Origin of the sequence: Nocardia grenadensis, assembly GCF_050942415.1 — a bacterium.
GTDB classification, from domain to species: domain Bacteria; phylum Actinomycetota; class Actinomycetes; order Mycobacteriales; family Mycobacteriaceae; genus Nocardia; species Nocardia grenadensis.
The window spans coordinates 4592170-4615012 of the sequence record NZ_CP192054.1; the positions used below are offsets into that span (position 1 = coordinate 4592170).

General features: G+C 69.0%; 23 protein-coding genes. 3 read left to right on the top strand and 20 right to left on the bottom strand.

What is annotated here, in order from left to right; translation table 11 throughout:
• Nucleotides 1–211: 211 nt before the first annotated feature.
• Nucleotides 212–499 (top strand): hypothetical protein, encoded by a 288-nt coding sequence (locus tag ACQPYS_RS20945; RefSeq protein ID WP_433490539.1) that lies wholly within the window; start codon nt 212–214, stop codon nt 497–499.
• Between the two features lie 120 nt (nt 500–619).
• Here the strand turns inward: ACQPYS_RS20945 and lhgO are convergent, their stop codons facing one another.
• The 3 genes from lhgO to rlmN all read right to left on the bottom strand — a co-directional run bounded on the left by lhgO (nt 620) and on the right by rlmN (nt 3683).
• On the bottom strand, nt 620–1831 hold the full coding sequence (gene lhgO, locus ACQPYS_RS20950; RefSeq protein ID WP_433490540.1) for an L-2-hydroxyglutarate oxidase: 1212 nt from the start codon (nt 1829–1831) through the stop codon (nt 620–622).
• Between the two features lie 51 nt (nt 1832–1882).
• Nucleotides 1883–2482, bottom strand: a complete 600-nt coding sequence (locus ACQPYS_RS20955; protein ID WP_433490541.1) for a Uma2 family endonuclease — start codon at nt 2480–2482, stop codon at nt 1883–1885.
• A gap of 91 nt (nt 2483–2573) precedes the next feature.
• On the bottom strand, nt 2574–3683 hold the full coding sequence (rlmN, locus tag ACQPYS_RS20960; protein WP_063041675.1) for a 23S rRNA (adenine(2503)-C(2))-methyltransferase RlmN: 1110 nt from the start codon (nt 3681–3683) through the stop codon (nt 2574–2576).
• Nucleotides 3684–3833: 150 nt separating this feature from the next.
• On the opposite strand from rlmN, the gene ACQPYS_RS20965 reads away from it, so the two are divergent.
• The gene (locus ACQPYS_RS20965; RefSeq protein ID WP_063041677.1) at nt 3834–4223 is read left to right on the top strand and encodes a LapA family protein; all 390 of its coding nucleotides are present in this window, start codon (nt 3834–3836) and stop codon (nt 4221–4223) included.
• Nucleotides 4224–4225: 2 nt separating this feature from the next.
• Here the strand turns inward: ACQPYS_RS20965 and ACQPYS_RS20970 are convergent, their stop codons facing one another.
• The 5 genes from ACQPYS_RS20970 to rpsB form a co-directional block, all read right to left on the bottom strand.
• Entirely contained in the window at nt 4226–5176 is a 951-nt protein-coding gene (locus tag ACQPYS_RS20970; RefSeq protein ID WP_433490542.1) for a phosphatidate cytidylyltransferase, read from the bottom strand.
• A 251-nt stretch (nt 5177–5427) separates the two neighbouring features.
• The gene (frr, locus tag ACQPYS_RS20975; RefSeq protein WP_063041679.1) at nt 5428–5985 is read right to left on the bottom strand and encodes a ribosome recycling factor; all 558 of its coding nucleotides are present in this window, start codon (nt 5983–5985) and stop codon (nt 5428–5430) included.
• A gap of 50 nt (nt 5986–6035) precedes the next feature.
• Nucleotides 6036–6764 (bottom strand): UMP kinase, encoded by a 729-nt coding sequence (gene pyrH / locus ACQPYS_RS20980; protein ID WP_030521770.1) that lies wholly within the window; start codon nt 6762–6764, stop codon nt 6036–6038.
• A 278-nt stretch (nt 6765–7042) separates the two neighbouring features.
• Nucleotides 7043–7867, bottom strand: a complete 825-nt coding sequence (tsf, locus tag ACQPYS_RS20985; protein WP_063041688.1) for a translation elongation factor Ts — start codon at nt 7865–7867, stop codon at nt 7043–7045.
• A 148-nt stretch (nt 7868–8015) separates the two neighbouring features.
• Nucleotides 8016–8855, bottom strand: a complete 840-nt coding sequence (gene rpsB / locus ACQPYS_RS20990) for a 30S ribosomal protein S2 (RefSeq protein ID WP_063041690.1) — start codon at nt 8853–8855, stop codon at nt 8016–8018.
• 1750 nt (nt 8856–10605) lie between these two features.
• Between rpsB and ACQPYS_RS20995 the strand changes: the two genes are divergently transcribed.
• Nucleotides 10606–11115 (top strand): M23 family metallopeptidase, encoded by a 510-nt coding sequence (locus ACQPYS_RS20995; protein ID WP_433493094.1) that lies wholly within the window; start codon nt 10606–10608, stop codon nt 11113–11115.
• 45 nt (nt 11116–11160) lie between these two features.
• Here the strand turns inward: ACQPYS_RS20995 and ACQPYS_RS21000 are convergent, their stop codons facing one another.
• The 12 genes from ACQPYS_RS21000 to ACQPYS_RS21055 all read right to left on the bottom strand — a co-directional run bounded on the left by ACQPYS_RS21000 (nt 11161) and on the right by ACQPYS_RS21055 (nt 22738).
• A complete protein-coding gene (locus tag ACQPYS_RS21000; RefSeq protein WP_433490543.1) occupies nt 11161–11484 on the bottom strand; it encodes a DUF202 domain-containing protein in 324 nt (107 codons plus the stop codon).
• 10 nt (nt 11485–11494) lie between these two features.
• On the bottom strand, nt 11495–11854 hold the full coding sequence (locus ACQPYS_RS21005; protein WP_431940366.1) for a YidH family protein: 360 nt from the start codon (nt 11852–11854) through the stop codon (nt 11495–11497).
• Between the two features lie 210 nt (nt 11855–12064).
• A complete protein-coding gene (locus ACQPYS_RS21010; RefSeq protein WP_433490544.1) occupies nt 12065–12991 on the bottom strand; it encodes a tyrosine recombinase XerC in 927 nt (308 codons plus the stop codon).
• 400 nt (nt 12992–13391) lie between these two features.
• Nucleotides 13392–14576: a DNA-processing protein DprA gene (gene dprA, locus ACQPYS_RS21015; RefSeq protein ID WP_433490545.1), complete on the bottom strand. Its 1185-nt coding sequence runs from the start codon at nt 14574–14576 to the stop codon at nt 13392–13394.
• On the bottom strand, nt 14573–16084 hold the full coding sequence (locus ACQPYS_RS21020; RefSeq protein WP_433490546.1) for a YifB family Mg chelatase-like AAA ATPase: 1512 nt from the start codon (nt 16082–16084) through the stop codon (nt 14573–14575). Before ACQPYS_RS21020 ends, dprA begins: the two co-directional genes overlap by 4 nt.
• Nucleotides 16084–16440: a YraN family protein gene (locus ACQPYS_RS21025; RefSeq protein WP_063041706.1), complete on the bottom strand. Its 357-nt coding sequence runs from the start codon at nt 16438–16440 to the stop codon at nt 16084–16086. Before ACQPYS_RS21025 ends, ACQPYS_RS21020 begins: the two co-directional genes overlap by 1 nt.
• 134 nt (nt 16441–16574) lie before the next feature.
• A complete protein-coding gene (locus tag ACQPYS_RS21030) occupies nt 16575–16880 on the bottom strand; it encodes a DUF2469 domain-containing protein (protein WP_011210678.1) in 306 nt (101 codons plus the stop codon).
• A 138-nt stretch (nt 16881–17018) separates the two neighbouring features.
• The gene (locus tag ACQPYS_RS21035) at nt 17019–17765 is read right to left on the bottom strand and encodes a ribonuclease HII (RefSeq protein ID WP_084481754.1); all 747 of its coding nucleotides are present in this window, start codon (nt 17763–17765) and stop codon (nt 17019–17021) included.
• A gap of 175 nt (nt 17766–17940) precedes the next feature.
• Nucleotides 17941–18723 carry a signal peptidase I gene (gene lepB, locus ACQPYS_RS21040; protein WP_433490547.1) on the bottom strand — a complete coding sequence of 261 codons (783 nt, stop codon included), beginning with the start codon at nt 18721–18723 and terminating at the stop codon, nt 17941–17943.
• Between the two features lie 113 nt (nt 18724–18836).
• Nucleotides 18837–19178, bottom strand: coding sequence for a 50S ribosomal protein L19 (rplS, locus tag ACQPYS_RS21045; RefSeq protein ID WP_062996305.1), 342 nt, complete (start codon nt 19176–19178; stop codon nt 18837–18839).
• A 122-nt stretch (nt 19179–19300) separates the two neighbouring features.
• Nucleotides 19301–20233 carry a hypothetical protein gene (locus ACQPYS_RS21050; protein WP_431940371.1) on the bottom strand — a complete coding sequence of 311 codons (933 nt, stop codon included), beginning with the start codon at nt 20231–20233 and terminating at the stop codon, nt 19301–19303.
• 24 nt (nt 20234–20257) lie between these two features.
• The gene (locus tag ACQPYS_RS21055) at nt 20258–22738 is read right to left on the bottom strand and encodes a Tex family protein (RefSeq protein WP_281179809.1); all 2481 of its coding nucleotides are present in this window, start codon (nt 22736–22738) and stop codon (nt 20258–20260) included.
• Between the last annotated feature and the right edge of the window lie 105 nt (nt 22739–22843).

The following is a 22843-nucleotide window of genomic DNA, read 5'->3' on the forward strand; positions in this document are numbered from 1 at the left end:
AATGAGTGGTCGCGCGCGTGATCAATCCGCGGCGTCGATGAGGTCCGGCACCGGAAAGGCGGCCGAGCCGAGTCGTGGGTCGCGAAAATTCGGTGGGATGTGCGCACCCGAAGACCTGGACTGGGTAGATCGAACAAAGGGAGGGGAAACCCATGCGTCAGTTCATGTCTCGGCTCGTACTGGTGACATTCACGGCAGCCTCTGATCACCCATGACGACGTCGCGCCGCTGTAGTGGCCACGCCCCCGACGGGCCCGATTACAGCCGCATGTACACCGGCTCGGACGGGCAGACGAAGCCACTGGATCACGGCATCTTGCACAGCGATCTACGAGGCGAAACCGAGCCGTTGACCTTCGACCGGTACCGCGAGCTGGTGCTGAACTGGGTCCCGGGTCCGACGCCGGACGAACCGGGCCCTGCGTCCCCGGCCACGGTCACCTACGAACTCGCCGGCCCACACGCCGACGACTTCCGAAGAATGATCGAGCGGCGGTAGACGTATCGAGAGATCGGCCCCGGACAGCGCAGTCGGTTGGGCCGGGTCGATCGCTTCGGATCCATTCTGGTCACACGGAGGCGGAGAAGGCCCCACCCACCTATGCTTCCGCGCCACCTCCTAGCACGCTGTGGGGCCCTTGCCCTCGATCACGTCGACAACGTATCCGGCGATCGCGAGCGAGGAGGTCGCCGCGGGTGACGGGGCATTGCGAACAGCCGTGACCGGGCCGAGCCGGTCGATCCGGAAATCGTCGACGAGACTGCCGTCCGCATCGAGGGCCTGGGCCCGGACCCCGGATCCACCACGCACCACATCCGCGGCACCTATGGCCGGAATATAGCGCCGCGCCCTGCGCATGTACGCGGCCACCGACAGCGAGCCGTACATTTCCCCGATCCCGGTCCGCCAGTGCTGCCGCGCCATCCGGCGGAACCCCGGCCAACGCATGGTTTCCGCGAGGTCGCGCACCGAGAAGTCCCGGCGCCGGTACCCTTCCCGGGCGAAGGCCAGTACCGCGTTGGGGCCGACCTCCACGGTCCCGGACACCCGCCGCGTGAAATGCACCCCCAGGAACGGGTACCGCGGGTCCGGCACCGGATACACCAGCCCGCGCACCATATTCGCCTTGTCGGCGACCACATTCATGTATTCGCCTCGGAATGGCACGATCCGCGGGCCTGGGTCGGCGCCCGCCAGCCCGGCCACGGTATCGGCGTGCAACCCCGCGCACACGATCACCCGATCCGCGCGTAGCACCTCGTCGCCCATCGTGATATCGATTCCCGTTGCGGCCGCGGCGATCCCGTCCACCGCGCACGACAACCGAACCTCGCCACCGGATTCCGCCAAGTCCGCGGCGAAGGACTCCGCGATCCGGCGGAAATCGGTGATGGCGGTCCGCGGCGAATACAGTGCCGCGATCCCCTCGGCGAAGGGCTCGATATCGCCGATCTCCGCCCGGTCCACTCGTCTCAGCCCGGGTACCGCGTTGTCACCGGCCCGAGCCTGCAGGGCCGCGAGCCGGGGCATTTCGTCATCGTCCACCGCGACGACGAGTTTGCCGCATTCGTCGTAGGGCAGGTTTCGTTCGGCGCAGTACTCGCGCAGCAGGGAACGGCCCCGCGCGCACAGCACCGCCTTCAAACTTCCCGGCTGATAGTAAATCCCAGCGTGTACCACTCCCGAATTGTGGCCGGTCTGGTGCGCCGCGACGCGATCTTCCTTCTCCAGCACCACGATTCGGTCGTCGGGACGCCGACGGGCGAGTTCCCGCCCGATCGCCAGTCCCACGATCCCGGCCCCGACGATCGCGACGACCTGCTCACCCATGTTCCGTTCCCCTCACACCACGTTCGCCGGCATCCGGTCAGGATGCGGCGCCTAGGGCTGTTCCAGCGAATCGAAGGGGATTGTCACCTCGACCGGCTCGTCCAGCAGCAGCACCCGGCGGTGCACGGTATGCACCAAGTACCGTCGCCCGGACCAATCCAAGCGGTATTCCTCGATCTCCTCGATCGTGTCTTCCTTCTGGTCGAGCCGGATGATCAGGTAACGGAGGATACCCGCAGCCGCATATTGGATTCGCTTGTCGGTGATATCGACATCAATGGTGGATCCGGAGGTGACCTCGACGATCAGCAATATGTGATCCCGTACCGTATTGACGTCGTACGGTTCGCAGTCACGGATCCGGATATCCGGATACCGGATGTTCAGCCGGCGATCCGAGGCAGGCGCATCCGAGTCGGCGAACCGCGCGGCGATATCGGAATCGACGACCATGCACGGACCGCCCTCCCGGCGTCCGCTTTCGAGCAGGCCGGCCAGACGCCGGATAACTCTGCTGTGCAGCGGGCTCTGGGGGATGAGCCGTATGACACGGCCGTCGACGATCTCGATATCACCGAGTTCGGCCGCGGCACCGTCGGCGAACTCTTCGGCGGTGAGGCGAAGCTCGTCGTGCTCGTCGGGGGCGCTCATGCAGGCATGATGTCAGGTCGGGTGGTAACGGGCCACAACGAAGCCCCCTACCCGGCTGGCCTACAGCGCAGGCTCCCGTCCCGACCGGAACTCAGCCCTCCGCCGCCAGCTGACCGCAGGCCGCGGCGATCTCCTGACCCCGGGTGTCGCGGACCGTGCACGGCACCCCCTGCGCCTCGACCCGGCGCACGAACTCCCGTTCCACCGGCTTGGGGCTGGCATCCCATTTGCTGCCGGGGGTGGGATTCAGCGGGATGACATTCACGTGCACGCGGGAGCCCAGCGCCTTGTGCAGTTTCTGGCCCAGCATGTCCGCGCGCCACGGCTGGTCGTTGATATCGCGAATCAGCGCATACTCGATGGATACCCGCCGGCCGGATTTGTCGGCGTAGTAGCGCGCGGCGTCGAGCACCTCCGCCACCGGCCAGCGGTTGTTCACCGGAACCAGGGTGTCGCGGAGTTCGTCGTCGGGGGTGTGCAGGGATACCGCGAGCGTCACCGAGAGGTCCTCATCGGCGAGTTTGCGGATCGCGGGAGCCAGACCGACCGTCGACACCACCACATTGCGCTGCGAGATACCGAGACCGTCGGGGGCGGGCGAGGTGATGCGGTGTACCGCGTTCACCACCCGCTTGTAGTTCGCCAGCGGCTCGCCCATTCCCATGAACACAATGTTCGACAGGCGCCCGGGACCGCCGGAGACAGCGCCGTCCCGCAGATCGGCCGCCGCGGCGCGGACCTGATCGACGATTTCGGCGGTCGAAAGGTTCCGGTTCAGGCCGGCCTGCCCCGTCGCGCAGAAGGGGCAGGCCATACCGCAGCCGGCCTGGCTGGAAATGCACAGCGTGGCCCGATCCGGGTAACGCATGAGCACGCTTTCCAGCAGGGTCCCGTCTCCGGCACGCCACAGCGTCTTCCGGGTCTCCCCGCCATCACAGGCGATCTGCCGGATCGGCGTGAGTAGCGGGGGGAACAACGCCTCCGCCACTTTCTCGCGGACCGTGGCCGGTAGATCGGTCATTTCCGCCGGATCGGCCTGCAACCGCCCGTAGTACTGGCGCGCGACCTGGTCGGCGCGGAACTTCGGCAGGCCCAGCTCGGCCATGGCGGCCCGGCGGCCGTCGGCATCGAGGTCGGCCAGATGGCGCGGCGGCATACCGCGGCGCGGGGCGTCGAAAACCAGGGGCAAAGAGGCGGTCATAGTCCTACCAGTGTGTCATCTCGATGAATGTGACCCGTGCCGCGCCGCGAATGTGACCCGCGCCGAGCCCGTGCGCCGAGATCCGGGCCGATATCGACCGGCGGGCCGGAAATCCGTGCACAGTCGATAGCTGTCGGCAATCATCGACATATGGCGACTCCTGATGAACCGACACCCGAAACCCGCTCGCTACCGAAAGAACCACCCACGAGCCCACCGGGCACGCCCACCGGACGGAAACCCGCACCGGATGCTACCGGCCGCAAACCGGCGGTCGACACCCATCGGCGCAAGGACGTGGAGAAGTCCCGGGTGGGCAATGCGTGGGTCGCGCTGATCGTGGCAGCGCTGCTCGGCATCGTCCTGCTGATCTTCATCCTGCAGAATTCCGAGAGTACCGAGGTGGAGCTGCTCTTCTGGAACTTCTCGCTCCCACTGGGCGTGACGATCCTGCTTTCGGTGATCGCCGGAGCCCTGGTGATGGCGCTGGTGGGCGGGGTCCGCATCGTCCAACTGCGCCGTGCGGTACACCGCGACTGACCTCAGAGCAGGGTACTGAGCACCAGCCACGAGACGAACGCCGAGGGCAGCATCGAATCGAGCCGGTCCATGATGCCGCCGTGCCCGGGCAGCATGGTGCCCATATCCTTGATGCCCAGCTCGCGTTTGATCTGCGATTCGACCAGATCTCCCAGCGTCGCGACGACGACCAGACCGATACCGAGCACCACGCCGATCATGGAATTGGCTTCGAGCAGCAGGGTGACCGTGAGCAGACCGCCGATGATCGCGAAAAGCAGCGAACCGCCGAAGCCCTCCCAGGACTTCTTCGGGCTGATCGACGGCACCATGGAATGGCGGCCGAACAGCACCCCGGCGACATAACCGCCGACGTCGGAGCACACCACCAGGATCATGAAGGTCAGCACCCGCAGGTTGCCCTCCGGATCCTCGAGCAGGAGCAGCACCGCGAACGACGCCAGCAGCGGAATCCACGCCAGGGTGAACACCGTGATGGCGGTATCGCGCAGGAAATTGCGCGGGGCGGTGCGCAGACCGTGGTCGAACAGCCGCCACACCATGCAGACCAACGCCGTCGCCGCGAACGCCCCGGTCACCCCGCCCGGGCCGAACGGCCAGCCCAACCAGAACACCGCCTGACCGCCGACGATCAGCGGCGTACGCGGCACCAGCACATCGGCTTCCCGCAGTCGCTTGGCGACCTCCCAGGTGGCGATACCGACCGCGACCCCGGCGACACCGATGAACACCTTGGGCACGAACAGCAGGACGGCGATACACAACACCCCGAGGGTCGTGCCGACGGCCAGGGCCGCGGGTAAGTTCCGGCCGGCGCGCGACCCCCGGGGCTCGGCGCCCCCGGAGGCTCCGGTCGCTGCCGGTGTCGGTTCGGATATGCCCTCGGCCGGCGGATGCGGTCGGGCCGCACCGGTCGCGGCGGCTTTCTCGGCCACGATTGTCCCGTCGCTCAACTCGTCGTCGTTCCGTTCGTTCCCACCCGTCGCGGGCGACGCTCGCTCCGCTGTTTCCCATTGTGCGGCAGTTCACCGGCCAGGGGGCCGGGTGACCACCGGTCCGGTGCCCGTTCACCACGAACACCGCATTCCGCGCGGCACCTACCGCTCGTGCCGCTCTCGGACATCCCGCGCGCCGGGCCGGCACGACCGGCGCGCCTGCGCAAGGTACCACCGCGGAGACGACGGGCTCACCGCCCGGCCACCGCTCAGACCTCGAGCAGTTCGGCTTCCTTGTGCTTCACCAGCTCGTCGATCTGGCCGACGTATCTGGCGGTGGTCTTGTCCAGTTCCTTCTCGGCGCGCCCGACCTCGTCCTCGCCGGCTTCGCCGTCCTTCTGGATCCGGCCCAGCTCCTCCATGGCCTTGCGGCGCACATTGCGAATCGAGACCTTGGCGTCCTCGCCCTTCTGCTTGGCCTGTTTGACCAGCTCCCGGCGGCGCTCCTCGGTGAGCTGCGGAATGCTGATGCGCAGGATGTCACCGTTGTTGGTCGGGTTCACGCCGAGGTCGGAGTTGCGGATCGCGGTTTCGATCGGCCCCAGCTGCGCCTGCTCATAGGGTTTCACCACCACCATCCGCGGCTCCGGCACGGTGATACTCGACATCTGGGTGATCGGGGTCGGCGCTCCGTAATAGTCGACCACCACCCGGGCGAACATCCCCGGATTCGCGCGCCCGGTACGGATTCTGCCGAGATCGTCCTTCGCCACCGAGACGGCCTTCTCCATCTTCTCCTCGGCGTCGAAGAGCGCTTCTTCAATCACGACCGTTCCTCCACTGCGTCGTCATCGTCATGACCCGCGGGCCCGCGGTATCAGGATCGAACCAATGTGCCGATCTTCTCACCGGCCACCGCCCGGGCGATATTGCCCTTGGTCAACAAATTGAACACCAGCATCGGCATCTGGTTGTCCATGCACAAACTGAACGCCGTCGCGTCGGCGACCTTCAGATCGCGTTCGATCACTTCCTTGTGGGTGATCTCGTGGTACATGGTGGCATCGGGATCCAGTCGTGGATCGGCGTTGAACACACCGTCGACCGCCTTGGCCATGAGTACCACCTCCGCACCGATCTCCAGCGCGCGCTGTGCGGCGGTGGTGTCGGTGGAGAAATACGGCATCCCCATACCGGCGCCGAAGATCACCACACGCCCCTTCTCCAGATGTCGCTTGGCGCGCAGCGGCAGGTAGGGCTCGGCGACCTGGCCCATGGTGATGGCGGTCTGCACCCGGGTGTCCACACCCTGCTGCTGGAGGAAATCCTGCAGCGCCAGGCTGTTCATCACGGTTCCCAGCATGCCCATGTAATCGGACCGGGCCCGCTCCATCCCGCGTTCTTCGAGTTCGGCGCCGCGGAAGAAGTTCCCACCGCCGATCACGACCGCGACCTGGACGCCGGAGCCGACGATTTCGGCGATCTGCTCCGCCACGGTCTCCACCACGTCGGGATCCAGGCCCACCGCGCCGCCCCCGAACATCTCACCACCGAGTTTCAGCAGTACCCGGCGATATCCTGGGCGGTCGGTCCCCGGGTACGTCATCGGCTGGCGTCTCCTTCGGCAATCGGTGTGTTCACGGTCGATCGTGTTCATGGTGTCGGCGAACGCGGCGGCCGCCGAGGTCCGGGGCCGCCCGCCGCCCCGGCCGGGCCGACCCGAGCGCGACTGGCACAGTGGGCGCGGCACCAACGGAAAGCGGCTTCTATCCTGCCCTACCCGCCCACAACCCCCGATACTCGGGCCCCCGGGCGGCCGAACTCAGACGAAACCCCCGCCGCGTCCAACCGCGACGGGGGTTTCCTCCGGAATCGGGGATCGGCTCAGGCCTGGCCGACCTCGAAGCGGGCGAACTTGGTGATCGTGACGCCGGCCTCGTCCAGCAGCGCCTGGACGGTCTTCTTGTTGTCGGTGACCGACGGCTGCTCCAGCAGGACGACGTCCTTGAAGAAGCCGTTGACGCGGCCCTCGGTGATCTTCGGGAGCGCGGCCTCGGGCTTACCCTCTTCGCGAGCGGTCTGCTCGGCGATACGGCGCTCGTTCTCGACGATATCGGCGGGCACCTCGTCACGGGTGACGTACTTCGCCTTGAGCGCGGCGACCTGCATGGCGGCCCCACGGGCGGCCTCGGCGGCGGCCTCACCGGAGCCGCTGTACTCGACCAGCACGCCGACGGCCGGCGGCAGATCCGACGCACGCTTGTGCAGGTAGGTGGCGACCGGGCCGTCCAGAGAGACGACGCGCCGCAGCTCCAGCTTCTCGCCGATCTTGGCGGCCAGCGCCTGCAGGGCCTCGTCGACGGTCTGGCCGTCGAGGGCCACGGCCTTCAGCGCATCCACATCGGCGGGCTTCGCGGCCGCCGCGGCGGCGGCGATCTTATCGGCCAGCGCCTGGAATTCCGCGTTCTTGGCGACGAAGTCGGTTTCGGAATTGATCTCGACCATCACGCCGTCCTTGGCGATGACCAGGCCTTCGGCGGTGGTGCGCTCGGCGCGCTTGCCGACATCCTTGGCGCCCTTGATGCGCAGCAGCTCGACGGCCTTGTCGAAATCGCCCTCGGTCTCGACCAGCGCGTTCTTACAATCCATCATTCCGGAGCCGGTGAGCTCCCGCAGCCGCTTCACGTCAGCGGCGGTGTAGTTCGCCATCGGGGGCGAGCCTCCTTCGAGAAAGTCTGGTACCGGGCAGTGGTGGTCACGACTCGGTGAGCCGTGACCACCACTGTGGGAAGTGCGGTCCGGCGGTGCTCACCCATGGCACGGGCCGGTGAGCGGCCGCCGAACGCGAGGTGACGACTCAGGCGTCGGCCGGAGTCTCCGCGGGCGCCTCGGCCGGGGCTTCCGCCGGGGCCTCGGCGCTCGGGGTGGCCTGCGCCAGCAGCTCCTGCTCCCACTCCGGCAGCGGCTCGGCGGCGCTCGCCTCGGGCTTGTCGTCGCCGCCGGAACGGCCGGCCCGGGCCTGCACGCCCTCGGCCACCGCGGACGCGACGACCTTGGTGAGCAGCGCGGCCGAACGGATCGCGTCGTCGTTACCCGGGATCGGGTAGTCGACCAGGTCGGGATCGCAGTTGGTGTCCAGGATCGCGATGACCGGGATATTCAGCTTGCGCGCCTCGCCGACGGCGATGTGCTCCTTGTTGGTGTCGACGACCCAGATGGCCGAAGGCACCTTCTGCATGTCCCGGATACCGCCGAGGGTGCGGTCCAGTTTGTTCATCTCACGCGTGAGCATGAGGATTTCCTTCTTGGTGCGACCCTCGAAACCGCCGGTCTGCTCCATGGCCTCGAGTTCCTTGAGACGCTGCAGACGCTTGTGCACGGTGGAGAAGTTGGTGAGCATGCCGCCGAGCCAGCGCTGGTTCACATACGGCATCCCGACCCGGGTGGCCTCGGCCGCGATGGACTCCTGCGCCTGCTTCTTGGTGCCGACGAACAGGACGGTGCCGCCGTGGGCGACCGTCTCCTTGACGAATTCGTAGGCCTTGTCGATGTAGGTCAGCGTCTGCTGCAGATCGATGATGTAGATGCCGTTGCGGTCGGTGAAGATGAACCGCTTCATCTTCGGGTTCCAGCGACGGGTCTGGTGCCCGAAATGCGCGCCGCTGTCGAGCAGCTGCTTCATTGTTACGACAGCCATGGCTCCCGTATCTCTCTTTCGTTGCCGGTTGACGCAGCGGGCCGGCGGCCTGCTGCCCTGGCACCACAGAACGCTCGGACCCGATCGGTGATCGGGACCAGCCGAGACGTCCCCTGTTCCGGAATGCGCCGGCTTCGCCGGTTCCGGCAGGAACTCGGTGGGGCAGCGCGATGAACAAGCACGGTGGTGCGCGAAGTCGGTCGGTGCGAACACGGACCGCCCGGCCAGTTTACGGCGTGGGCTGCGCGAACTGGAAATCGCCCGGTCGGATCGTCCCAGGACCACGCGAACCGGACCTCATATGAAACATCAATTGTTCACAGAAGGCGAGTTGTCCACAGGCGCCGGAATTGCGGGTTCCGTGCAGCTCAGAGCCCGAGCAGGCTGAGCATATGACCTGGAAACCCACTCCCACCGAGGCCGGCGGCGCGACCACGAGGGACCCGGACCTCCCGCCCGCACCGCGGAGCTGGCCCCATATCGCGCGGCGCGGCAGATCGTCGACCGCCACCGACCACCCGGCCCGGCCCCTACCGGCATGGCCGCGGCGCCCCACGGCGCAACCGCCCCGGGACATCCATCGAGGTCACGGTGCCGGCCGATGCGCCGGTCGAGAACGCGGCACGGCCACGGTGGCGGTGGCGGTGGACGACTCCGGCGCACGGAAAGATCGTGAACCTGGGCGGACGGCGGGCCGGCACCGGGCATCGCCCCCGGCGCGCTCCGGGGAACACGCGGCATCCGGGACCTGCCCGGGCCCGAGTGATCTGGCCCGCCGGGCCAGGCGGTACGAGCGCAGGATGACCCACCGGCCCGCCGGATCCCGCGCGGCCGACCACACGGAGACCGGCTCATGGCAACTCGACGGTGCGCACGGATCGCAGCGGACCACACCGATTCCCACGACCCGCTTCCCCCCGATCCGCCCGGATTCGATACCTTTTCCCGGGAGCGCGCCGGCGCCGCACGCACCGGACCGCCACCTCCGGCGGTCGCCCGGGCGGAATCCGATACGCCGGCCCGATCCGGACGGCCGTCGCCTGTTCTCCGACACACCACGCCGACCACCGGACCGCCGTGGGCCGACGGTCCGGCGCCGGAGACCGGCCGACCTGATCGGCGCCGCACTCACCACGGTGTTCATCGCGGTTCCGCTCGGCCCGGGGCCCACAGCCACCGCGTATTCGGGTGGTGCCACCGTGGTCGCGCATCCCGGCTCCGAGGGCGGCCCGACGATCGCTGTCCGCGCGATCAGCGGGTCGGTCACCCCGCAGGCCGAGGACGGTCCTGCGCCGGTGCGGGGACGTAACTCTTCGCTCTCCGCCGAAGTTTCCGACGCACACTTCCTTGCTGCCAGAACAGCCGGTGGTGCAGCGGAATCGGCCGCGGTTTCCCCGACCGCGACGCCGGTCCACGTCCTGTCCGGGCCGCCCGTCGATGCCACGACCGGGCCCGCCGAACCGGCTACGGGGCAGTCGAACGAGGTGGCCCGCCGGTCACCGGCCGGGTCGAGCCGGGCCGGTAGCTGCGGGACGGGCTCGAATTCGGGCTCGACCACCGGCTCGGGCGTGGTGTGCCGGGCCCTTCCCCTACTGGAGGATCTTGTGCACGAACTCCTCCGGCGCGCACCACGACCGGTATCACCCGCCTGCCCGTGCCCCGACCGCGGGCGGTAAGGCCGAGCACTGCCGGACCGAGCGGCCCACGCAGGTCCGCCCGGTCCGGCGAGGTGCTTCGCGGGGTGGCGGCGGTGGTTCTCGCGGTCGCCGCCCTGCTGTCCTGCGGTTCCGCGGCGGGAGCCCCGGACGCGGGATTCGACTGGCCGCTGCGTCCGCGCCCGGTGATCGGACGGCCGTTCGATCCGCCGGACCAGGACTGGCTGCCGGGCCATCGCGGTGTGGACCTGGCCGGGACGGCGGGGCAGGCGGTCTATGCGGCCGGGCCGGGAATTGTGGTCTTCGCCGGGAAGGTGGCGAGCAAACCGGTGGTGGCGATACTGCACGAAGGTGGGTTGCGCACCACGTACGAACCGGTGGAAGCCGGCATCGCGGTGGGTCGGCGAGTCACCCGAGGCACCCGGATCGGTGAACTGGCCCCGGGCCACGTCGGCTGTCCCACCCCGGCCTGCCTGCACTGGGGCCTGCGCCGAGAGGGCACCGCACACTCGTCCCGCGAATACCTCGACCCACTCGGACTGCTACGCAGGACGCCGATCAGGCTGAAGCCGGTGGAGCACGGCACACCCGGAGCCGGCGGGTGAGGGTCCGTACTCGATCACCGGATTTCCGGTACCGCCCCCGGTTCGTCAGCCGGGCGGGCCGGGATGCACCAGTGCGTAACCGACGATGACCAGCGCCGCCACCATCATGGCGACGGTGACCGAGCCGATGGTGGCCGCCGCGCTACCGGTCGCACCGAGGCGGAGGCGGCGACTACGCCGGTAGCCCAGAGCGGCGACCGACAGCAGGGCCAGACCGGCGATACCCGGCAGGAGAGCGGCCGGATCCCATCCCTCCTCGACAACGAGCCGTAGGAGTAGGAGATCGACTATCAGACATCCCAGACAGGTGCGCCGCCACGACAGCGCGGTCCGCTCTGCGGCCAGGCCGACCTCGCTCGGTTCGGTCACGGCACCGTCCTCAGTGCAGTAGTACGGCTACGCAGGCGAGAATCGCCACGAACGCGGTGCCGGCGGCCAGCACCGGCACCAGTACCGTGCCCGGTAGCGGCCGCCCTTCGTCCATCGCGACGCGAATCCGCCGCCAGTGCAGATACGCGCCGACCGCGAGGACCAGCGACAGCAGCAGACAGCTGACGGCCAGCGCGGTGCGGATATCCACATTCCACTGCTCTTGCACCACCGCCTGCACCGCGACCCCACCGGCCAGCAACCCGAGCGCGGTGCGGATCCAGGCCAGAAAGGTTCGTTCGTTGGCGAGCGTGAATCGGTAGTCGACCGGCTCCGCCGCCCGGTCTGTGTCCTGTCGCGCGGCACTCATCCGGCGGCCGTGCCGATCGTGGTCTGCACGCTCACCTCCCGAAATGCCGGTCGGCCGCGGTAGCGGCTCCGCTGGACAGCGTAAGCGCCGTATCGCGGCGAATCCAGCCACCGAGGGTCGAGGGCCGCCGGATCGGCTCCCGGGCCGGTTCGGGGTCCGGTCGCGCGGCCGGTGCGATCCGGACCTTTCACTCGGCCCACCGACGGCGGTTCAGGCGCGAGGATGGGCCTGATCGTGGGCTTTTCGCAGACGGTCGATGGAGACGTGGGTGTAGAGCTGCGTGGTGGCGAGGCTGGCGTGGCCCAGCAGTTCCTGTACTACCCGCAGGTCCGCGCCACCTTCGAGCAGGTGCGTGGCCGCCGTATGTCGGAGACCGTGCGGCCCCAGATCGGCAGTGCCCGGGACGGCGGATACCACCGCGTGCACCACCGTCCGGGCCTGCCGCTGATCGAGGCGCCGGCCCCGCCGGCCCAGGAGCAGCGCACGGCCGGAATCGGGTGTGGCCAGGACTGGCCGCCCGTAGCGCAGCCATTCGCCGACGGCGTGATCGGCGGGGCCGCCGAACGGTGCGGATCGCTCCCGGTTGCCCTTGCCCAGGACACGTACCAGCCGCCGTTCCCGGTCGATATCGTCGATATCGAGTCCGCACAGTTCGCCTACGCGGATTCCGGTGGCATACAGCAGTTCCACGATGAGCCGGTCCCGCAACGCCATCGGATCGTGCTGTTCGGCACCCGATTCCGCGGCGTTCATCACCCGGCCCGCCTGCTCCTGACCGAGGACCGCGGGCAGGCTGCGGTGTGCTTTGGGCGCGGCGAGCCGGAGCCCGGGATCCACGGTCAACCGGCCGGTCCGCGTCAGCCACGCGGTGAAGGCCCGCGCGGCCGAAGCCCGTCGAGCCATACTGGTGCGGGCCGCGCGGCGCTCCGCATGGGCCGCCAGCCACGCGCGCATGGCCGGTAGGTCCAGCTCGCGCACCGAGGCGTCGGCGGCATGGTCGACCAGATGTGCCAGCAACGATCGGATATCGCCGAGGTAGGCGCGCACCGTATGTGCCGACCGGTTGCGACCGAGCCGCAGATGCCGCCCGTATTCGGTCAGCAGGGCCTCCAGATCCTCCGGCAACTCACGCACCATCCCACCGTCGTCCGCCCGCCCCCGAACCGCAAGCCCACGCGCCGAATCCCTTTGTAGTTCGCACACTCCAGTCACGCACAACCGCCGAAGCCCACCCCCTCGCGACCGCGGCCACATCCGCCGGACCGCGCCGAGCGACAGCGGCGAAACCGGCCGCGCGCTCGACGCCGCGACCACGCCGCGGTCCTCAACCTCGGCCGCACCCACGGGGTCACCGCGAACACCACCATCCGGGTGGCGTGGGCGCTCCTGCTCACGACCCGCACCGGCCGCGTGCACTCGCACCCACCGCGCCGAGCAATGCACGCCGCCCTGACCGGATTCGCACATCACCCGGCCGTCTCGCCCCGGTACGGCCATCACCGACTGGTGTGGGCGCAGTTCCTGGCTCGACCGAGGTTCACCCGCCTCGCTCCGGTGCCCGATCCAGCCGGTACCAGCCCGCCTCGCCGCGCGCGGCCGCGCCCGCGAAATCGAGCGCTACGAGCGCCGCGCGGACCTCGGCCGGCGCTATGCCGGTCGCGGCAGCGATATCGTGCGGCCACCGTCCGCCGGCAGCGGATAGGGCCGCCAGCACCTGGGCCTCGGTACCGCTGAGCCGATCGGCACCGGCCGCACCGGTGATCAGCGGTAGGTGCAGGGGCGCTATTTCGGCGAGCACCTCCTCCGGATCGGTGACGAGGGTCGCTTCCCCGTCGCGGATCATCCGGTGACAACCCACCGAGGCAGCCGAAGCCACCGATCCCGGGACCGCCAGCGCCGGACGACCGATCCGTCGTGCCCATTTCACCGTGTTCCGAGCGCCGCTGCGCAATCCGGCCTCCACCACCAGCACACCGTCGGCCAGTGCGGCGATCAGCCGATTCCGGGCCAGGAAATGGTGTTTGCGCGCGACCGTACCGGGCGGATATTCACTGACCACGAGGCCGGTTTCGGCGATGCGGGCGATCAGGCGGTCGTGCTGGGCCGGGTAGGGCCGGTCGGCGCCGCAGGCCAGCACGGCGATGGTGGCGCCGCCGACATCTAGCGCGGCCCGGTGGGCCGTACCGTCGATACCGAAGGCGGCACCGGATACGACCGTCCATCCGCGAGCGGCCAGCTCTCCGGCGATCTCACCGGTCACCCGGTCGCCGTACCCGGTGCTGCACCGGGCCCCGACCACCGCCACCGCCCGCTCGGTGAGTTCGCCCAGATCCCGGCTGCCTCGGACCCAGAACACCAGCGGCACCGCACCATCAGGGTCACGGCCCGGGGTGAGCTGAGACAGCCCGAGCATCCGCCAGGCCGGCCATTCGGCATCGTCGGGGGTCACAAGCCGCCCGCCGCTGTCACGGATGATCTCCAGATCGCGCGCGGCAGTGTCCAACTCCCGCCGCCGCTCGGTCGCGGCGCGCAACACCGGCGGGAGCGCACGTTCCCGGACCGCCCGCGCCGCCTCACACACCCCGACCGAGTCGATCAGGGCCGTGAGCGCCGGGCACGGCCCGAGCACCACTCGGGACAGATACGCCCAGGCCAGCTGCCGCTTCTCCTGCTCTCCGACGGCCCCCCGCCGGGCCGGCGAGCCGATACCGGCCGTGTTCACTGTGGACTCCGCTGCCGGAAGTCGAGCGCCTGCATCACATCGTGCGCGGTGGGCATATCGCCGCCGCGCAGATCGCAGACGGTCCACGCGACCCGCAGCGCCCGGTCGGCACCCCGCGCCGAGATCCGGCCCAGCCGCAGCGCCGCCTCGACCGGAGCCGTCGTCTCCGCCGGCAGTGGAAACCGGCGGCGCAGTGCGTACCCGGGGACCTCGGCGTTGCTACGCCACCCCTCGTCACGCCACCGGGCGACGGCGGCGGCGCGGGCGGCGATCACCCGGCCGCGTACGGTCGCGCTGTCCTCCGATTCCGTCGCCGCCAGACCTGCCCCCGACATCGGATGCATCTCCAACCAGATATCGATGCGGTCCATCAGCGGACCGGACAGTTTGCCGAGGTACCGGCGCCGGGCCAGCGGGGCACAGATGCAGTCCACCTCGCGGGCCGGGGCACAGGGGCAGGGATTGGCGGCGAGTACGAGCTGGAATCGCGCCGGATAGCGGGCCACCCCGTCGCGCCGCGCGATCCGTACCTCGCCCTCCTCCAGTGGTGTCCGCATCGCCTCGAGCACCTTGGCACCGATCTCGGCGCATTCGTCCAGGAACAGCACCCCGCGATGCGCGCGGCTCACCGCCCCGGGCCGCGCCGACCCGGAACCACCACCCACCATGGCGCTCACCGACGTCGAATGGTGCGGCGCGACGAACGGCGGGTCGGTGATCAGCGGTTGTTCGTCGGAGAGCGTGCCGGCCACCGAATGGACGGCAGTGACCTCGAGCGCCTCGTCCTCCGACAGCGGCGGCAGCACTCCGGGTAGGCGCTGGGCCAGCATGGTCTTCCCGATTCCGGGCGCTCCGGTGAGCAGCAGATGGTGCCCACCGGCCGCGGCGACCTCGAGCGCCCAGCGCGCTTCGTGCTGCCCGGCGACATCTCGCAGGTCGCCGCTCGGGATGCTCGGTTGTGGTGGGTGCCCCCCCGGCGACTCCGCCAGGCCGCCTTCACCCCGCAACCAGTCGACGGCGGCACGTAGCGTCGGTGCGCCGAGTACCCGGATCCCGGCGACGAGGCCCGCTTCCGGGAGGGCGGCTTCGGGGACCACCACCGTCTTGCGGCCGGCCCGGCGCGCCGCGAGCACGGCGGGCAAAATGCCCCGGACCCGGCGCAACCGCCCGTCGAGGGCGAGTTCGCCCAGCAGCACGGTGCCGGTGAGCCGCTCGGAGGGCACGATATCGGCCGCATGCAGTACCGCGACGGCCAGTGCGAGATCGTAGACGGATCCCACCTTCGGCAGCGTCGCCGGCGACAGGGCCAGGATCACCCGGCCGTCCGGCCATTTCTCGCCGGTATTGGCGACGGCGGCCCGGACCCGGTCCCGGGATTCCTGAAGTGAAGTATCGGGCAAACCCACCAGATGCACCGACGGCAGCCCCTGGCCGATATCGGCCTCGATCTCGACGACCTGCCCGTCGATCCCGCGCACCGCGATCGAGCAGGCCCGGCCCAGCGGCATCAGAACACCGCCCGCAGGTGCTCGATCACCGGCTCGCCGGTCCGCGGGAGCAGGATCGAGACGACGTCGAAACGGATCCGCTGCCAGGGGCCGTCCTGTTCGGTGAGCCAGAGCAACGCCAGACGGCGGATCCGCTGCTGTTTGTCGTAGGTGACGGCCTCCGCCGGTGTCCCGTATCCGAGCCCCGACCTGGTCTTCACCTCGACGAAGGCGGTCACTCCGGCGTCGCGGACCACCAGGTCCAGCTCGCCGTACCGGCACCGCCAGTTACGGCAGACGATCTCCATACCGGCGGCCTGCAGATATCGGGCCGCCAGTTCCTCCCCTTGGGCGCCGAGCGCCGTGTTGTGTCCCACGTGCCCAGCATCTGCTGCCGGCTCACCCTGTCCACGGCACCGACCTGCGAAAACAATCGATCTGTGGACAAATTATGGCCTGTGGACAACTCCCTGCGGGCCGCGGCCCGGGGATACTCACCGGCCGCGGCGGCTCATTCGGGCAGCCGCAGGTCCGGCTTCTCCAGCTCTTCGATATTCACATCCTTGAAGGTGATCACCCGGACGTGTTTGACGAAGCGCGCGGGCCGGTACATATCCCAGACCCAGGCATCGCTCATCCGTACTTCGAAGTACACCTCACCGTCGGCGTTCTGCGGTCGTAGCTCCACCGAGTTGGCCAGATAGAAGCGGCGTTCGGTTTCCACCACGTACGAGAACTGGCCGACGATGTCCTTGTACTCCCGGTAGAGCGAGAGCTCCATCTCGGTTTCGTATTTCTCGAGGTCCTCGGCACTCATCTGGTGGAATGTCCTCCTTCTCGCCGCCTTGCGTCTGTTCACATCATCGCTCATCAGGCCCGGGCATGTCACCGTGGGCCGGACCGCACGGCATCGTCGGGCGCCGCGGCGCGCCGGGCCGGGCCGCGCGGCCCCCGGTCAGGCGGCGCCGCCGGCCTCCGCCAGCGCGATCACCGAGGATTCGGCCGCCACGGGCATCGGCGCGCCGCATTCGCGCACCGTGCGCCACGACCGCCGATGTTCCGGGCAGGGGCCGAGCCGGCGCAGCGCCTCGAGATGCTGCGCGGTGTTGTAACCCTTGTGCTCGGCGAATCCGTAGCCCGGCCGATGCCGGTCGAGTTCGACCATCATCCGGTCCCGGGTGACCTTGGCCAGCACACTGGCCGCCGCGATACACGCGGCACTGGCGTCCCCACCGATCACCGGCAGCGACGGCGCCGCGAGCCCCGGCACCCGGAACCCGTCGGTGAGCACATAGCCGGGCGCGCAGTCCAGCCCGGCCACCGCCCGGCGCATTCCCTCGATATTGGCGACGTGGATTCCGATGGCATCGATCTCCGCGGCGGGGATCACGACCACCTTCCATGCCAGGGCCACCTTCTTGATCACCGGGAACAGCGCTTCCCGGGTCACCTCGGTCAGCTTCTTGGAGTCGTTGAGCCCGGCGAGCGCCGTGGACGCTTTCGGCGCCAGGACGCACGCGGCGACCACGAGCGGTCCGGCGCTCGGACCGCGACCCGCCTCGTCGACACCCGCGACCGGTCCGAGACCGCTGCGTATCAACGCCGAATCGAGCGTCCGCAGACCCGCGGTCTTGCGTACCACCACCCGCGGCGGCCAACTGGGGCCTCGTCCCGTGCCGGCGGCACGGCTGCTACGTGTCACTGGCCACCTCGCGACAGCTGATCGGAACCACGGCCCGATTATCGCGCACCGGATCGGAAGCGGTACCGGTAGGTCCGGCCCGGGACCGGTCGAACGGGTTGTCCGGCAAAGCGATCGACCCCGTGACCGCCTCCCGGGCACCCGGCACGAGACGACCGCGGAGTCCGCTTATCGCCTATTGCGGGTTCTGCGATGTCACCGGGCCGATCCGGCCGGGCGGCCAGATCTTGAAGACGGCCTTGCCGCGAACGTTCTCGATCGGCACCGCGCCCTGGAGGTCGTCGCCGACATGCGCCCGGGAATCACGCGACTCGTTGCGGTTGTCGCCCATCACCCACAGGTGGCCCGGCGGTACCAGTACCGGCCCGAAGACCCGGCCCACCGGGTAGGCGGCGTTCTGCTGGCCCGGCACCCACGGGTAGTCGTCGGCGACGTAGGGCTCGTCCAGCGGTTTCCCGTCGACCATGATCCGGCCCTGTTCGTCACAGCATTCCACGGTCTGGCCGCCGACCGCGATCACACGTTTCACCAGATCGTTCTCGTCCGGCGGGACGAGTCCGAAGAACGCGAAGAAGTTCTGGATACCGCGCACCGCGGGATTGTCGGAGCGGATCGAGACGTAGTGGTCGTTCCAGGACGGCGGGCCCACGAAGACGACCACATCACCGGGCTGGGGGTCGCTCCAGTAGTAGCTCACCTTCTGCACGTAGATCCGGTCGCCGGTGCAGCCGGCGCAACCGTGCAGGGTGGGTTCCATGGATTGGGAGGGAATGACATAGGGGCGGCCGACGAAGGTGACCATGAGGGCGGCGATGATCGCCGCGATGACCAGCAGGATGGGAAGTTCCTGCCAGAACGGCCGCTGCCGCTTCGCTTTGACCTGCTTTCGCGCACGACGCCTTCTCGGCGGTTCGTTCCTGGAATCGGATCCCGAAACCGACCAACTCTCATCTGCCACGCGAACAGCGTAGCCCGGTGCCACAACGGATTCGTGGCACCGGGCTACATATGCCGTTCGCCGAGGTCACCGTGGTGCGGCGCGGCGCACGGGTGTCGGCGGTCAGCGACGGGTCAGCGCTTTTCCTTGATCTTGGCGGCCTTACCGCGCAGCTCCCGCAGGTAGTACAGCTTGGCCCGGCGGACATCACCGCGGGTCACCACATCGATGTGATCGATGGTGGGGCTGTGCACCGGGAAGGTGCGCTCCACACCGACACCGAACGACACCTTGCGCACGGTGAAGGTCTCGCGGATACCGCCGCCCTGGCGCCGGATGACGGCGCCCTTGAAGACCTGGATACGTTCCTTGGAGCCCTCGATGACCTTCACGTGCACATTGAGGGTGTCGCCCGGACGGAAGTCGGGGACGTCGCTGCGCAGCGAGCTCTCGTCGACGAAATCAAGGGTGTTCATGATCATCCTTCTGATGGTCGCGCGAACAGAGGAACCTGGCGGCGCAAATGCTCGACCGGTTCGTGCTCCGAATGTGGGATGCGCCCGGGTCGTGCCCAGGGCAACCTGTGCATTGTGCCAGATCAGCGGTCGCTTTCGGAAACCGGCCCGGCCGGGGGCCCCGCTTCCCCGGCGTCGTCGCCCCGATCGGGCGGCCACAGGTGCAGATCCTGGAGCAGTGGATGCGGCCGCGGCGGGGCCGGCGGGGCCGGTACCACCGTACGCGTCAGTTCCACCTCGGCCGCCGACCGGGCGTGATCGACATCCGGGCTGCCGGCGATCAGGTCCTGGACGAAGATCTTGGCCCGGATCACTGGGCGCCGATACCGGCGTTCTCGCACGATGGCGCGGTACATGAGCCGGCGCCGGCTGCCGTAACGCCAGCGCGCCCACGGAGCCCCCGGCCGGCTGAGCCGCAGCGCGCCCACCACCAGCAGCGGCAGGAAGAACATGCCGAACAGCCCGGTCCAGATCTTGCCCTTGGCGATGACCACGGCGGCCAGCGCCAGGTTCACCACCGCGAAGCCGGCGACGAGTAGCCGTGTGCCGAGACCGGGCTGATGTCGCACACCGTTTATTTCCAGCAGCCACAGCGGATGGAAACCCAGCAGCAGCAGGCCGGTGACGGCGAGGGCGACGAACACCGCGTCCACCGAGGTCCGGCCCTGCTCCTCCCAGTACACATCGCGCAGGTAGTACAACAGCGCGAATTCGTCGAGCACGAGCGCGGCCCCGACCCCGAAGGTGGCCGCCAGTACCGATGCCGTACCGGTGCTGTTCCCCGCGGCTCCGGCGATCATCCCGATACCGGAGACCAGCACCAGCACCACACCGAACACCATGTGGTGGATATGCACACCGCCGGACTTCAGGTTGCCGGGCCACCAGCGCACCCGGGCCCGGATGAGCCGGACGCTGACCCGGATCACCAGGAACCCGGTGATGAAGCCGAACAGAAAGCAGAGCAGCGGGAGCCGGCCCGCGGCGATCACGTCCTCGGACAGCCACTGCCGCATACCGGCCCCCGATTCAGCTCGTGGTCACTTCCCGAAACCCGCCCGGCGCAACGCGTCGGCCATGGCACCGTTCACAGGTGCATTATCGCGCCGGCCGTCCCGGCCCTGCCCGCGATTACGTCCCTGACCGCCACCGTTACCACCACCGTGGCCACCGGCGCTCTGACCGTTACCCTGCGCGCCGCGCTTCTTCTCGTTACGGCCGTCCTGACCGCGGGCACCGCCGTCGCGGCCACCGGTCCGGGCGCCGCCGTCCCGGCCGCCCCGGCCGCGGCCCCGGTCGCCGGGGCCTTGGCCGCGTTCGGGCTTACCCGCCCCGGGTTCGTCGTCGAGCCGCAGCGACAATCCGATGCGCTGGCGTGCGACATCGACCTCGAGCACCTTCACCTTGACGACATCGCCGGATTTGACCACCTCCCGGGGGTCGCGCACGAAATTGCGCGACATCGCCGAGACGTGGACCAGACCGTCCTGGTGCACCCCGACGTCGACGAAGGCACCGAACGCGGCGACATTGGTGACGACCCCCTCCAGCACCATGCCCGGCTCCAGATCGGCGACCTTCTCGATTCCCACCGCGAATTCCGCGGTCTTGAACTCCGGGCGTGGATCGCGGCCGGGTTTCTCCAGTTCGCTGATGATATCGGTCACCGTGGGGACACCGAATTTCTCATCGGTGAAATCGGCCGGCCGCAGCGTGCGCAGGACCGCGCCGTTACCGATGACCTCGGCGATTCCGGTACCGGTGGAATCGAGGATCCGGCGCACCACCGGATAGGACTCCGGGTGCACGGCCGAGGTGTCGAGCGGATCGTCACCACCGCGGATCCGCAGGAAGCCCGCGCACTGTTCGAAGGCCTTGGGGCCCAGCCGCGGAACGTCGAGCAGGGCGGTGCGGCTGCGGAAGGGACCGTTCTGATCGCGGTGCGCGACAATGCTCTCGGCCACCGAGCCGGTAACACCGGAGACCCGGGACAGCAGCGGCACCGAGGCGGTGTTCACGTCGACACCGACCGCGTTCACCGCGTCTTCCACCACCGCGCCCAGCGACCGGGCCAGCAGGGTTTCCGAGACATCGTGCTGGTACTGGCCGACACCGATCGATTTCGGCTCGATCTTGACCAGTTCGGCCAGCGGATCCTGCAATCGGCGGGCGATGGAGACCGCGCCACGCAACGAGACGTCCATATCGGGCAGTTCCTGGGTGGCGTACGCAGATGCGGAGTACACCGACGCCCCGGCCTCGGAGACCACGATCTTCGTCGGCTTGTTCTCCGGGATCTGTTCGATGAGTTGCGCGGCCAGCGCGTCGGTCTCCCGGGAGGCCGTGCCGTTGCCGATGGCGATGAGTTCGACGCCGAACCGCGCCACCAGGGCGCCGAGAACCGCCAGCGATTTCTCGGTCTGGTTCTGCGGTTTGTGCGGGTACACGACCTCGGTCGCGAGGACCTTACCGGTGCCGTCGACGACGGCGACCTTGACCCCGGTGCGGTAACCGGGATCCAGACCCATGGTGGTGCGCGTACCGGCCGGCGCGGCCAGCAGCAGATCGCGCAGGTTGGCGGCGAAGACATCCACCGCGTCGCGTTCGGCGGCCTGCCGCAGCCGCATCCTGGTGTCGATCCCCAGGCTCACCTGGAGTTTGGTCCGCCAGGCCCAGCGCACGGTGTCGAGCAGCCAGCCATCGGCGGCGCGCCCGGCATCGGCGATGGAGAACCGCTGGGCGATCCGCGCCTCGTAGGTGCTGCGTTCGCCGGGTGCGAGCTCGGAATCGGCGGGTTCGGGGTCGAGGTGCAGGCTGAGCACCTCTTCCTTTTCCCCACGCAGCAGCGCCAGGATGCGATGGGAGGGCAGGCCGGCGAATTCCTCACCGAATTCGAAGTAGTCGGCGAATTTCGCCCCGGCCTCTTCCTTACCGGGACGCACCGTGGCGGTGAGCCGGCCCCGGTTCCACATGAGTTCGCGGAGTTCACCCACCAGATCGGCGTCTTCGGCGAACCGCTCGACGAGGATGGCGCGCGCGCCCTCGAGCTGTTCGGCGGAGTAACCGGCCGGGTCGGTGTCCGGGTTCTCCAGCAGTGCGTCGGCCACGGGTTCGTGTCCGGCCTCGCGCGCGATCTGGGCCTTGGTGCGGCGCTTGGGCTTATAGGGCAGGTAGATATCCTCGAGCCGGGCCTTGGTCTCGGCCAGCAGCAGCTGCCGGTGCAGCACTTCGTCGAGTTTGCCCTGGCCGCGGATGGATTCGATGATGGTGGCCCGGCGCTCGTCGAGTTCGCGCAGATAGTGCAGGCGTTCCTCGAGCGTCCGCAGCTGGGCGTCGTCCAGACCGCCGGTGACCTCCTTGCGGTACCGGGCGATGAACGGCACCGTCGACCCGGCGTCCAGTAGCTCGACGGCCGCCCGGACCTGGTTCTCCCGCACCGAGAGCTCGTCGGCGATGCGCCGGCTGACGGGGCCGGACACCACCGGGCCGGTACCGGGGTCTGCAGGCGAGTCGGTGGGGATGGTCTCGGGGTCCGAGGTCTGCGGCACTGTCGTCACCACCCGCACACTACATTCGCCCGGTGACAGCCGGACCGCGCCCGGCCCCGGCCTGCCCGGGGCCCGGCA

Bases quoted from the DNA above. Each gene is read 5' to 3' on its own strand.
- ACQPYS_RS20945 (WP_433490539.1), top strand. From the start codon at position 212: ATGACGACGTCGCGCCGCTGTAGTGGCCACGCCCCCGACGGGCCCGAT.
- lhgO (WP_433490540.1), bottom strand. From the start codon at position 1,831: ATGGGTGAGCAGGTCGTCGCGATCGTCGGGGCCGGGATCGTGGGACTG.
- ACQPYS_RS20955 (WP_433490541.1), bottom strand. From the start codon at position 2,482: ATGAGCGCCCCCGACGAGCACGACGAGCTTCGCCTCACCGCCGAAGAG.
- rlmN (WP_063041675.1), bottom strand. From the start codon at position 3,683: ATGACCGCCTCTTTGCCCCTGGTTTTCGACGCCCCGCGCCGCGGTATG.
- ACQPYS_RS20965 (WP_063041677.1), top strand. From the start codon at position 3,834: ATGGCGACTCCTGATGAACCGACACCCGAAACCCGCTCGCTACCGAAA.
- pyrH (WP_030521770.1), bottom strand. From the start codon at position 6,764: ATGACGTACCCGGGGACCGACCGCCCAGGATATCGCCGGGTACTGCTG.
- tsf (WP_063041688.1), bottom strand. From the start codon at position 7,867: ATGGCGAACTACACCGCCGCTGACGTGAAGCGGCTGCGGGAGCTCACC.
- rpsB (WP_063041690.1), bottom strand. From the start codon at position 8,855: ATGGCTGTCGTAACAATGAAGCAGCTGCTCGACAGCGGCGCGCATTTC.
- ACQPYS_RS21005 (WP_431940366.1), bottom strand. From the start codon at position 11,854: ATGAGTGCCGCGCGACAGGACACAGACCGGGCGGCGGAGCCGGTCGAC.
- ACQPYS_RS21010 (WP_433490544.1), bottom strand. From the start codon at position 12,991: ATGGTGCGTGAGTTGCCGGAGGATCTGGAGGCCCTGCTGACCGAATAC.
- ACQPYS_RS21020 (WP_433490546.1), bottom strand. From the start codon at position 16,084: ATGCCGCTGGGCCGGGCCTGCTCGATCGCGGTGCGCGGGATCGACGGG.
- ACQPYS_RS21030 (WP_011210678.1), bottom strand. From the start codon at position 16,880: ATGAGTGCCGAGGACCTCGAGAAATACGAAACCGAGATGGAGCTCTCG.
- rplS (WP_062996305.1), bottom strand. From the start codon at position 19,178: ATGAACACCCTTGATTTCGTCGACGAGAGCTCGCTGCGCAGCGACGTC.
- ACQPYS_RS21050 (WP_431940371.1), bottom strand. From the start codon at position 20,233: ATGCGGCAGTGGCTGTCCGAGGACGTGATCGCCGCGGGCCGGCTCCCG.